Origin of the sequence: Frankia sp. AgKG'84/4, assembly GCF_023242965.2 — a bacterium.
GTDB lineage: Bacteria > Actinomycetota > Actinomycetes > Frankiales > Frankiaceae > Frankia.
In genome coordinates, this window is record NZ_JALKFU020000173.1 from 1 (window position 1) to 9,350 (window position 9,350).

General features: G+C 70.8%; 10 protein-coding genes. 6 read left to right on the forward strand and 4 right to left on the reverse strand.

The features are described 5' to 3' along the window. Both MXD58_RS12855 and MXD58_RS12860 read right to left on the reverse strand, forming a co-directional pair. The coding region (locus MXD58_RS12855; RefSeq protein WP_250609347.1) for an FtsX-like permease family protein at nucleotides 1-804 on the reverse strand (804 nt) is incomplete at its 3' end. Between the two features lie 89 nt (nucleotides 805-893). After that, nucleotides 894-1,502 (reverse strand): ABC transporter ATP-binding protein, encoded by a 609-nt coding sequence (locus MXD58_RS12860; RefSeq protein WP_248837745.1) that lies wholly within the window; start codon nucleotides 1,500-1,502, stop codon nucleotides 894-896. Between the two features lie 333 nt (nucleotides 1,503-1,835). Here MXD58_RS12860 and nhaA point away from each other — a divergent pair, with 333 nt between their 5' ends. The 3 genes from nhaA (at nucleotide 1,836) to MXD58_RS12875 (ending at nucleotide 4,760) form a co-directional block, all read left to right on the forward strand. Next, on the forward strand, nucleotides 1,836-3,245 hold the full coding sequence (gene nhaA, locus MXD58_RS12865) for a Na+/H+ antiporter NhaA (protein WP_248837644.1): 1,410 nt from the start codon (nucleotides 1,836-1,838) through the stop codon (nucleotides 3,243-3,245). A 39-nt stretch (nucleotides 3,246-3,284) separates the two neighbouring features. Next, complete coding sequence (locus tag MXD58_RS12870; protein ID WP_248837643.1) at nucleotides 3,285-3,716, forward strand: ArsR/SmtB family transcription factor; 432 nt, start codon at nucleotides 3,285-3,287, stop codon at nucleotides 3,714-3,716. 207 nt (nucleotides 3,717-3,923) lie between these two features. Beyond that, nucleotides 3,924-4,760, forward strand: coding sequence for an SDR family NAD(P)-dependent oxidoreductase (locus MXD58_RS12875; protein WP_250609348.1), 837 nt, complete (start codon nucleotides 3,924-3,926; stop codon nucleotides 4,758-4,760). Here the strand turns inward: MXD58_RS12875 and hisC are convergent, their stop codons facing one another. Next, on the reverse strand, nucleotides 4,761-5,846 hold the full coding sequence (gene hisC / locus MXD58_RS12880; protein WP_248837641.1) for a histidinol-phosphate transaminase: 1,086 nt from the start codon (nucleotides 5,844-5,846) through the stop codon (nucleotides 4,761-4,763). 1,088 nt (nucleotides 5,847-6,934) lie between these two features. Between hisC and MXD58_RS12885 the strand changes: the two genes are divergently transcribed. After that, complete coding sequence (locus MXD58_RS12885; protein ID WP_248837717.1) at nucleotides 6,935-7,192, forward strand: hypothetical protein; 258 nt, start codon at nucleotides 6,935-6,937, stop codon at nucleotides 7,190-7,192. Nucleotides 7,193-7,420: 228 nt separating this feature from the next. On the opposite strand, the gene MXD58_RS12890 is transcribed toward MXD58_RS12885, so the two are convergent. Next, complete coding sequence (locus MXD58_RS12890; protein WP_248837718.1) at nucleotides 7,421-8,272, reverse strand: class I SAM-dependent methyltransferase; 852 nt, start codon at nucleotides 8,270-8,272, stop codon at nucleotides 7,421-7,423. Between the two features lie 155 nt (nucleotides 8,273-8,427). Here MXD58_RS12890 and mftA point away from each other — a divergent pair, with 155 nt between their 5' ends. Together mftA and mftB are read left to right on the forward strand one after the other, a co-directional pair. Further along, a complete protein-coding gene (gene mftA, locus MXD58_RS30700; RefSeq protein ID WP_248837719.1) occupies nucleotides 8,428-9,114 on the forward strand; it encodes a mycofactocin precursor MftA in 687 nt (228 codons plus the stop codon). Continuing rightward, nucleotides 9,099-9,350, forward strand: a 252-nt coding sequence (gene mftB / locus MXD58_RS12900; protein ID WP_250609349.1) for a mycofactocin biosynthesis chaperone MftB, incomplete at its 3' end; no start/stop codon positions are given. The genes mftA and mftB, both read left to right, overlap by 16 nt.

Below are 9,350 nucleotides of genomic sequence, written 5' to 3' on the forward strand. Positions count from 1 at the left end.
GACGAGGCGCGGCAGCCAGCTCGCCGCCGGGACGAGCAGCGGCGCGACCGCGGCGACGGCGACGATCAGCACCATCGACGAGCACTGCGCCAGCGCGAGGGCGGCGTCGCCGCCGACGGCCGGCACGAGCACGAGCATCGCGACACCGCCGGCGAGGAACACGCAGCCCAGCACCCACCGCGAGACCGTCATGAGGTGGGTGTCCCCGCCCGCCTCGCGCAGCGCCTCCAACGGCCGGACCCGACCCGCGCGGGCGGAGGCGACGAACACCCCGAACACCGAGATGACCACTCCCGTGCCGACCGACACGAAGATCACCCAGCTCTGCCAGCCGCTGGTGAAGCCATCCGGGACCAGGCCGAGGCGACCGAGCAGCCACACCTGGAAAGTCATCATCGGACGCCCGGCGAGCACGCCGATGCCGGACCCGACGAGGCCGAGCAGCAGCGCCTCACCGAACAGCAGCGTGCGCAGTTGGCGCCGGCTGGCCCCGACGAGACGCAGCAGAGCGAGTTCGCGCCGGCGCTGGGCGACCGTGAACGCGAACGTCGAACTGACGATGAAGCCGGCGATGAACGTCGCCACGCCGAGCGTCATGCCGAGCAGCGCGTCCGCGGCATCGTAGCCGTCGCGCTGAGCCTGGGCCCGCGTCGCCGACAGGCCGGCGGGGACCTTCGCGGTCGCCACCGCGATCAGGGTGAGCAGCGAGGACTGGACGAGGGCGACGCCGAGAGCGACCGTGACGATCGCGCCGACGAACACCTGCCACCGGTCACGGAACGTGCTCCAGGACATGCGCAACATGGAACTTTGAGCCTTTCTCGCCGGACGGGGCGGGCAGCGGCGGGGGCGGGGGGGTGACGGGCGGCGCGGGGGTCACGGGCGGCGCGGGCTCAGGCCTCCCAGCTCGCCAGCAGCTCGGCGACCTCGCGGGCCGAGGGCCGGTCGAGGCCGTCGACGAGCCGGCCATCGCGCAGGAACAGCACCCGGTCGGCGGCGGCCGCGGCGGCAGGGTCGTGGGTGACCATGACGATCGCCTGGCCCTCGTCGTCGACCATGGAACGCAGCAGGTCCAGGACGCCGCGGGCGGAGCGGCTGTCCAGCGCGCCCGTCGGCTCGTCGGCGAACAGCACGGCCGGACGGGTCACCATCGCCCGGGCGATCGCGACGCGCTGCTGCTGGCCGCCGGAGAGTTCCCGCGGGCGGTGCCGGGACCGGTCGGCGAGGCCGACGGCGGCCAGGGCATCGCGGACGACCCGGCGCCCCGGCCGCCGCCCGGCCAGGCGCAGCGGCATGGCGACGTTCTGCTCCGCCGTCAGGGAACCGATCAGGTTGAAACTCTGGAAGACAAATCCGACCGAGCCGCGGCGGAATTCCGTCAACTCCGCGTCGGAGGCGTTGGTGATGTCCTTCCCGGCAATCACGACCTGGCCGCCGGTGACTTTCTCCAGGCCGGCCGCGCAGTGCAGCAGCGTCGATTTCCCGGAGCCCGACGGGCCCATCACCGCCGTCCACGAACCAGCCGAGAACACGGCGTCCAGAGCGCCCGTACCTCCGTCTGACGGTGACCATAGGCACGACTGACGCCCTGTAGCTCGACGACCGGCGCCGATGCCGGTCCCACCGCATTCCCCGGATACTGCGCCCAACCACTCATGAGATTGTTATATCGGCGGGCGCGGCGGCTGACAGTAATGCGGACGGCACTATCCAGGGTGGGGTCTACCCCCGTCCCGGGTCGCCGGCTGACCCTAAATCCAGCTATGCTGACGCTGGTGCGCCGGGAAGTCTGGTCGGCAGTGTCTGACCCGACCCCGCGGACAGGAGCCACCCTGGTGAGCAGAACCCAGCCCCGGCGCCTACGGCTGTTCGACCGCAGCTCATGGCCCGAGACGCAGCGGATCGCCGCGATCCTGCGCAGGGAGACCACCGGTGGCGTGCTGCTGCTCGCCGCCGCCGTGCTGGCGCTCGGGTGGGCGAATTCGCCGTGGTCGAGTTCCTACCATGCGCTGCTGACCTACCGGCTCGGTCCGTCGTGGGCGCACCTGGACCTCACCCTCTCCCAGTGGGCCGCCGACGGCCTGCTGGCGATCTTCTTTTTCGTCGCCGGGCTGGAACTCAAACGCGAGTTCGTCGCCGGGGACCTGCGTGACCCGCGCCGCGCCGCGGTCCCGGTCCTCGCCGCCGTCGGCGGCGTCCTCGTCCCGGCCGTGCTCTACACGCTGGTCAATCTCGGCGGCGACGGCGGGCACGGCTGGGCGATCCCGACGGCCACCGACATCGCGTTCGCCCTCGCCGTCCTGGCGGTCATCGGCCGCCACCTGCCCGCGGGGATGCGGGCCTTCCTGCTGACCCTCGCCGTCGTCGACGACCTGATCGCGATCGTCCTGATCGCCGTCGTCTACACCAGCCATCTCTCGATCGCCCCGCTGCTGGGCGCGCTCGTGCCGCTGGCGCTGTTCACCCTGCTGGTGCGGCGCCGGGTGCGCTCGTGGTGGCTGCTGCTGCCGCTGGCCGTCGCCACCTGGACGCTGGTCCACGCCTGCGGGGTGCATGCCACCGTCGCCGGGGTGCTGCTCGGTTTCGCCGTGCCGGTGCGGCGCAGTGAACGAGCCGGCGGGCCGGACGCGGGACCAGGGCTGGCCGAGCACTTCGAGCACCGCTTTCGGCCGATCTCCGCCGGGGTGGCGGTGCCGGTGTTCGCGTTCTTCTCCGCCGGGGTGACCGTCGGCGGCCTACACGGCCTGGACGACGCGCTGAGCGACCGGGCCGCGCTCGGGGTCGCGCTCGGTCTCGTCATCGGCAAACCGCTGGGCATCGTGGCCGCCACCTGGCTGCTGGCCCGCTTCACCCGCGCCACCCTCGCCGAGGGTCTGGCCTGGGTCGACGTGCTCGGGCTCGGCGTGCTGGGCGGGATCGGGTTCACCGTGTCCCTGCTCATCGGCGAACTGGCCTTCGGCACCGGCAGCGCCCGCGACGACCACATCAAGATCGCCGTACTGACCGGTTCGGCGCTCGCCGCGCTGCTGGCCGGCGTCGGCCTGCGGCTGCGCAACCGAACCTACCGCCGGCTGTGGGAGACAGAGGCGCTCGACCTCGATCATGACGGCATTCCCGACGTCTATCAGGACGACGTCCATCAGGACGACGTCCATCAGGACGACGTCCATCAGGACGACGTCCAGCGCGACGACGTCCAGCGCGACGACGTCCAGCGCGACGACGTCCAGCGGGAGCAGAGCTGACATCGACGGTCGTGAATTCCCCGTGGCATGCTGGATGCCATGGCGACGACATTGGTGACTTTTTCGGTCGCGGCGCCTGCGGGCCGCGCGGCGGAGGCCGGCGGTGACCTGAGCGGGGTGCTCGACGCGTGCTGCGTGCCGCTGGCCGCGGCGCCGCTGTCCGCCGAGGACGCCGAGCGCCTCGCCGTCGTGCTCAAGGCCATCGCCGTCCCCACCCGGCTGCGGCTGCTGTCGATGATCTGCGCCCGCGGCGGGGACGAGGCGTGTGTCTGCGAGCTCACCGAACCACTCGGGCTCACCCAGCCGACGGTCAGCCACCACCTGAAGGTCCTCGTCGACGCCGGCCTCATCAGCCGCGACAAGCGCGGCGTCTGGGCCTACTATCGGCCCGTGCCCGGCGCCCTGGCCGCCCTCGGCGCCCTGTTCAGCGCCGAGGGCGCGAACGCGCAGCGCCCGCCCTCACGAGCCTGACGAGGGCGGGCTCGACCCTTCGCCGGACATCAGTACCCGCACCCTCGGCGACGGTCTCCAACCGGCACTAAACGGCCCCGTATGGTGACCCTGCTGCGGCAGGTGCGGCGCCGGCACGGCAGAGTGACCGATTCCCGGGGCCGCGTCCGCGACGGCGCGTGCTCAGAGAAGGGCCGAGGCCATCGGAGGGCAGTCATCGTCACCACCGTGCACGCCAAGGTCGCCGTCGTCACCGGCGCCGCGTCGGGGATCGGGCGGGCCCTCGCCCTCGGCCTCGCCCGGCGCGGCGCGCGCCTCGCGCTCGCCGACATCGACCCTGGCGGTCTCGGCGAGACCGCGCGGCGCGCCGGCGCTCTCGGCGTCGAGGCGCACACCTGGCAGGTGGACGTCGGCGACCGCGCCGCCGTCGTCTCGTTCGCGGCGGAGGTCGAGAAGCACTACGGCACCGTGCACCAGCTCTACAACAACGCCGGCATCGCCGGCGGCGGCGTGAACATCCTCGACGCCGAGTGGGCCGTGTTCGAACGGGTCCTCGCCGTGAACCTGTGGGGCGTGCTGCACACGACCAAGGCGTTCCTGCCCCACCTGATCGACTCCGGGGCCGGCCACCTGGTCAACATCAGCAGCCTCAACGGCCTGATGGCCCAGGCCGAGCTCGGCGCCTACTCGACGTCGAAGTTCGGCGTGCGCGGCTTCACCGAGGCGCTGCGGATGGAGATGGTCGCGGCCGGGCATCCGGTGCGGGTCTGCGTCGTGCACCCCGGCGGGGTGAAGACCAACATTGCCACGGCGACGCTCGCCGAGGCCGAACGCATCGGGCGGGTCGTCACCGCGGAGTACCGGGAGCAGATCCGCGTGTACAACGAGCGGGCGCTGCGGCTGTCCCCGGACCGGGCCGCCGAGATCATCCTGCGCGGGGTGGAGGCGAACCGGCCGCGCATCCTCGTCGGCGGCGACGCCCGGGTCGTCGACGTCGCCGTCCGCCTGCTTCCCCGCGTCTACCCGTGGCTGGTCGGCCGGGCGATGCGGCAGGCCGCCCGCTGATCAGCGCCGTTCGTACTCGGCGAGGACCTTGAGCATCTCGTCGTTCTCCTGGGGTGTGCCGATCGAGATTCGCACGGCGCCCGGGAGGACGGCGCCGCGATCGCGGATCTTGATGCCGTGTTCCGCCATCAGCGCGGTCAGGGCGGCGCCGTCGTCGGTCTCGACGAGCAGGAAGTTCGCGTCGCTCGGGAAGACGTGCGTGACGGCCGGGGAGGCGGCGAGCTGGGCGCGGACCCGATCGCGTTCGGCGACGATCCGCGCGATGTTCGCCCGGCCGTACTCGACGCCGAGCGGTGACATCGCCGCCGCCACGGTGCGGATCGCCGACACCGACAGCGAGTACGGCGCCATGATCCGCCCGAGCACCGCGACGACCTCCGGGTGGGCGACGGTGACGCCGACCCGTTCCCCGGCGAGGCTGAACTCCTTCGACACCGAGCGCACCACCACCAGGTTGGGGTGCGCGTCGATCTCCACGGCGAGCGAGGGCTGCCCGGAGTACTCCAGGTACAGCTCGTCGACGACGAGCAGCGCGCGCCCGAACAGCTCCCCTGCCAAGCGCAGCACATCGGCGCGGCGCAGCAGGTTGCCGGTCGGGTTGTTCGGCGAGCAGGCGAAGACCAGCTTCGTGCCCGGATTCGCCACCTGCGCGGCGAGCACGGCGTCGACGTCGAGCTCGTAGCTCTCCGACGCCCGGGCGAGGGGCACCTCGCGGACGGCCACGTCCTGGATCCGCGCCGCGGTCTCGTACATCACGAACGTCGGCGGGGTGATGAGGATCGCGTCCTCGCGGGCCCGGCAGAACGCGCGCACCAGCAGGTCGATCGCCTCGTCCGCGCCGCGGGAGAGGAACAGCCGCTCGCGGGGCACGCCGTAGACCTCGGCGAACCGGTCGAGCAGGGCACGCGGCTGGGGCTCGGGGTAGCGGTTGTAGCCGACGAGGTCGTCGGTGGCTGGGTAGGGCGGGTAGGGGTTCTCGTTCGCGTCGAGATAGATCCGCGCGTCCGTCTTTCCCTCGGTCCGCGCCGAGCTGTACGGCTTCATCGCGTAGATCTCGGGCCGGACCAGGCCGACGATCTCGTTCATACGGGCCCCCCGGTCATGCCAACCCCTAGTTCACACAACCCCTCAGTCATGCCAACCTCTAGTTCATACAACCTCTCAGTCATGCCAACCCCTCAGTCATGCCAACCCCTCGTTCATGCAACCCCTCGTTCATCTAACCTCTCGTTCATCCACAATGTCCCTCTCGTGGCTGTTGGCGGCGCCGGACGCTACCACGGTCCACCCGGCCACCAGGCGGCGTGGCGGATATCGCCCCGCAGTGGATCAGCCACAGATGGTGGTCTCTCTCGATCGTTCTGTACTAGTTTGCGGGACCGGCGGGAGCGGGCCGGTGTCCCGCGGCTCGCCTGCTCGCCTGCTCGCCGATCTACCTACAGCGGCCCCACGGCCGACACCTGACCCGAGAACACCCCGATCCGCCGAACGGTGATCGCCATGCCCCCGCCGCGAGACCACGACGGTCACACCGCTCCCACCCCGGCCGAGACGCGGGCCTGCGCGCACCTCTCACCCGCCCGACATCACCCCCAGCCACCAGCCGCCGCCGGCCGCGCGTGCCTGAGCTGCCGCGGGCCGCTTTGATAGGTACAAATCGGACGCGGAGCCCCTCAAAAGCGGCCCGAAGTCCCCCTCCCACACACCGAGCCGACCCTCCGCCTTGGCCCCTGGCCGGCGACCACCTCCTGGCGACCGACCTTGGTGACACGGACCCAAGCCCCGGGCCAGAGAGGCGAGCGCGTCCTCGCCGGCTAGTTCCTCGACAAATGGTGTTCGGCTTGGTAGCGGGTCCACATTAATTGATGCCTGACAATCGCACCGCGTACCAAAAGGGAACTAAAGCCGCATATTCAGCATAATTTTCATAGACCTGCGAAGCTGATTTTGTTTTGCAAAGGCGTTGTCGTCGGGGTATCAGGGTCGTTACGATGGGACCCGCGGAGGTTCGCTCGACGTGTTAACAGTCGACTTCCCGTCCGGGGGATCCATGTCTTGGCGCCAGTGGACCGGCCGGTCCGGGTCGGTTGACCTCGGGTGAACAGAATTCACGGTATCCGCTGTTCCCGTTGAAGCGCGGCCCGCCGGGCCACGCCGGCAGAATGGGAAGACGCATGTCTGTTTATCACACTGAGATCCAGTGGGGCGGCCCAGGGGCGGAATGGCACAAGGACGCCGACCTGCAGATCGTCATCGGCAACCGGAACCAGGTTGTGCCCTCGTCGGGCCGGCCGGAGACCGGGACCCAGGTAACCTGGTCGGGCCCCCAGGGCAAGGGCAGCATCACGTTCTTCAACGACGGCGCGTTGTTCCAGGGCGCGGCGCAGTTCCCCGGAGAGGGCCCGGTCGCCTACCGCGGGTCAGCGACATAGGGATCATTCGGTAAACCCTCGGTATCACGAGAAGAATCCCGCGGCGACGACCCAGGTACGCTATCTCCTGCTGCCCTCGGCGTCGTCGTGGAATTCTCCGTCCCCCGGCAGCATGCCCCGACAACACGCCAAGGCGCGCTGCGCCTTGGCGTGCAGCACGTCGCGGATATTCGCCATCCTGCGTCAAGAATGCTTCTGTTCAGTCCTGTCCTGAGGAGCCGATGTCTTTCAGTCCCGGCGGGCCTGGATGAGCCAGGCGGCCGAGTCGTACCGGACGCCGCGTGTGGTGTGGTGCTCGGCCAGGTCAGCTCGCAGAGCGTCGAGCGCGCGGCCTTTGGCGTCCGGGTCGAGGTCGCGTACCAGTCCGGCGTGCTGGGCGGAGACGAATTGGAAGGCCTCGTCGGGATCGGGACCGAAGTACATGGGCTCGGTGAGGCCCTCCACCCGGACGTCGCAGAACCCGGCAGTGTTCAGCAGCAACCGGATCCGGTCAGGGTCGCTGAGGGCGAACGGGCTCGGCGCGTCCGACGGTGGGACGGGTATCTCCCGGCCGGCGGCCAGGCAGGTGAAGAATGCCTGGAGCCACTCGTTGCGCTCGAAGGGCTGCCAGGTCAGCAGGACGATGCGCCCGGCGGGGCGCAGGGCGCGCGCGAGATTGGTGAAGGCGGCGAGGGGATCGCCAAAGAACATCACCCCGTGCCGGCTGACGGCAACGTCGAAGGTTTCGGCGGGAAAGGGGTGGATCTGCGCGTCGGCCTGCTCGAAGGTCACGTTCGTGACGTGCTCGTATTCGGCGCGCCGACGGGCCAGCCCGAGCATCTGCGCGGACAGGTCCACGCCCAGGACCGATCCGGCAGTGGCGTGGCGGGCGGCGTCCAGGGTCGTCCGTCCACTGCCGCACCCGACATCGAGCACGGTCGCCGCCTCGTCGATTGCGGCCGCAGCCAGAAACCGATCACGGTAGGCGCCGACCCCCTCATCGAAGCGGTCGGCGTTGGCGACCCAGAAGGCGCCTGCCTCGCCGTCCCAGCTGGCGAACTGGTTAGCGTTCGACGCGTCGACGCCGAGCTCGGTGACCATGGCGCTTACTGTGTCAGAGTGCCGGGTACCTTCATGACTCTGGCCGGGTGGGTCACCACGTGCGTGGGACGGGAGGACCGCGCCGAGATGAAGCCGGCGCCGGCAGAGAGGCGGCTGGCAGCAGTGGGAGGCACCAGAACCAGCAGGATATGCGGGTGAGCCAGGTGCGCATCAGCGAGGAAGACCGTCGATTTCTCGGAGCCTGGGCTGCCGACTGCGCCGAGCGGGTATTGCCGCTGTTCGAACAGGAGGCTCCCGCCGACACCCGTCCCCGCGAGGCCATTGCGGGCATCCGCTCCTACGCGTGCGGACAGCTGCGGATGGGGCCGCTGCGCTCCCTTGCCTTCGCGGCCCTCGCCGCCGCACGGGACGTCGCCGCCGCGCGGGACGTCGCCGATCCGGCTGCCACCGCCGCCTGGTCGCAGTCGACTGGACGTGCTCCGCTACCAGCTCGACGCAGCCCTTCGACGCTGATCAGCCAGGCGCGCCGCCACGGAGGCCGCAAGAGCCAGGCATTCGCCCGGCGATTCATGATCGAGACCTATCGGGGCCTGCGCGCCGACGCCGAGCCCCGCCGGGTCGGTCCTCGTCCCGGGCGATGGACGCGAAACAGCTTTTCTTTGGCACTGGGTGCCATTACAGTCTTCCAGCGGGAGGCAGGCGTTCCCGTCCGCCTCTCGCCACCCAGTCGTGCGCAGATCCAGGGAGTTGCCGTGGAGCCGTCCGTGCTTGACCAGGTCGACCAGGTCGCCGAGGCGGCCCCCGCCGCGCCCGACGACGCCATCGTCGCCGACCTCCTCGTCGAGGAGGTCTCCATCGACGGCATGTGCGGCGTCTACTGAGCGCCGTCCTCCCCGGGTCGGCGGCGTCCGGCCCGGGGACGGGCAGCGCCCCCGCCACCGGCGCGGATGCCGCGCCCGACGCCACCGGGTTCGATCTGGACCGCGCCTGGGCGCTGCACCCGCAGGTCTCCGTGCGCCCCGAGGCGTTCGGCGCGCTGCTCTACCACTTCGGCACCCGCCGGCTGTCCTTCCTCAAGGAACCGGGCCTGCTCGCCCTGGTCCAGGCGCTGCCCGCG